Source organism: uncultured Corynebacterium sp., assembly GCF_902489365.1.
Classification (GTDB): Bacteria; Actinomycetota; Actinomycetes; order Mycobacteriales; family Mycobacteriaceae; genus Corynebacterium.
On the sequence record NZ_CABTZR010000172.1, the window covers coordinates 1 to 1,520 of the forward strand.

The window sequence follows — 1,520 nt, forward strand, 5'->3', positions numbered from 1 at the left end:
CATACAGGGAGCCGGAGGTTCCAGGAAGGAGAAGCGCAATGCGCACTGTTTATCACTACGTCAACGGAGAAACATTCGAGGGAACGTCGGGCAACACGCAGCCCGTCCTCAATCCTTCGACCGGCAAGGAGCAGGCCGCAGTCGCCTTGGCGAACAAGGCCGACGTGGACAGCGTTATTGCGGAATCCGCTAAGGCGCAGCCGGGTTGGGCGGCACTGAACCCGCAGAAGCGCATCCGCATCATCATGGAGTGGATCCGCCTCATTCATGCCAACATGGATGAGCTGGCTACCCAGCTCTCCCTCGAGCACGGCAAGACTTTCCCGGATGCCAAGGGAGACGTGCTGCGCGGCGTCGACGTGCTGGAATTCGCGCTTGGCGCCCCGCACCAGCTCAAGGGCGAGTACTCCTCGGAGGTCGGCACCGGCATCGACACCTACTCGCTGCGCCAGCCGCTCGGCGTGGTAGCGGGAATCACCCCGTTCAATTTCCCAGCCATGATTCCGCTGTGGAAGGCCGGTCCCGCCCTGGCGGCAGGCAATGCCTTCGTGCTTAAGCCCTCCGAGCGCGACCCCTCCGTGCCGGTTCGCCTGGCGGAACTCTTCATTGAGGCCGGTGGCCCCGCTGGAGTTCTCAACGTTGTGCACGGCGGAAAGGAGGCCGTCGATGCCATCCTTGATTCCGACACGATCAAGGCCGTCGGTTTCGTTGGCTCCACCCCGATTGCGCAGTACATCTACGAGCGCTGCGCGGCGACAGGCAAGCGCGCCCAGTGCTTCGGTGGCGCAAAGAACCACGCCATTGTGCTTCCCGACGCCGACATCGACGCCACCGCCGACGCCATCGTGGGCGCTGCCTTCGGCTCCGCCGGTGAGCGCTGCATGGCACTGTCCGTCGTGGTTCCGGTGGGGCAGGAGACGGCAGACCGCCTGCGCGATGCCATCCTGGCAAAGATTCCGGAGCTTAAGGTGGGCCACTGCCTCGACCCAGAGGCCGACTACGGCCCTCTAGTCACTGCCGAGGCGCGCGACCGCGTTCACCGGCTCATCGCCGAGGGCGTGGAGGCAGGAGCCACGTTGCTTGCCGACGGCCGCGAGTTGGACATGTCTGACAAGACCTATAACGAGGACTCCCTCGCGGACGGCTTCTACTCTGGCCCGAGCTTCTTCGACAACGTCACCGCCGACATGTCTATCTACAGCGAGGAAATCTTCGGCCCGGTGCTGGTCATGGTCCGCGCCGAAACCCTGGAAGAGGCCGTGTCTTACCCCAACGACCACGTCTACGGCAACGGTGTCGCCATCTTTACCCAGAACGGCGGCGCGGCCCGCGACTTCTGCAAGAACGTCCAGGTCGGAATGGTGGGCGTCAACGTTCCGATTCCGGTGCCGATTGCCTACCACACCTTCGGCGGCTGGAAGGCCTCCGGTTTCGGCGACCTCAACCAGCACGGTCCGGATTCCTTCCGCTTCTACACCAAGACCAAGACCGTCACCTCGCGCTGGCCTAGTGATGACTCC

At 63.9% G+C, this 1,520-nt stretch carries 1 protein-coding gene; it reads left to right on the plus strand.

Features of this window, described 5'->3' with window-relative positions; genetic code table 11:
* Window positions 1-38: 38 nt before the first annotated feature.
* Window positions 39-1,520: CoA-acylating methylmalonate-semialdehyde dehydrogenase (locus RDN59_RS12275; protein ID WP_308608080.1), on the plus strand; the 1,482-nt coding region annotated here is incomplete at its 3' end.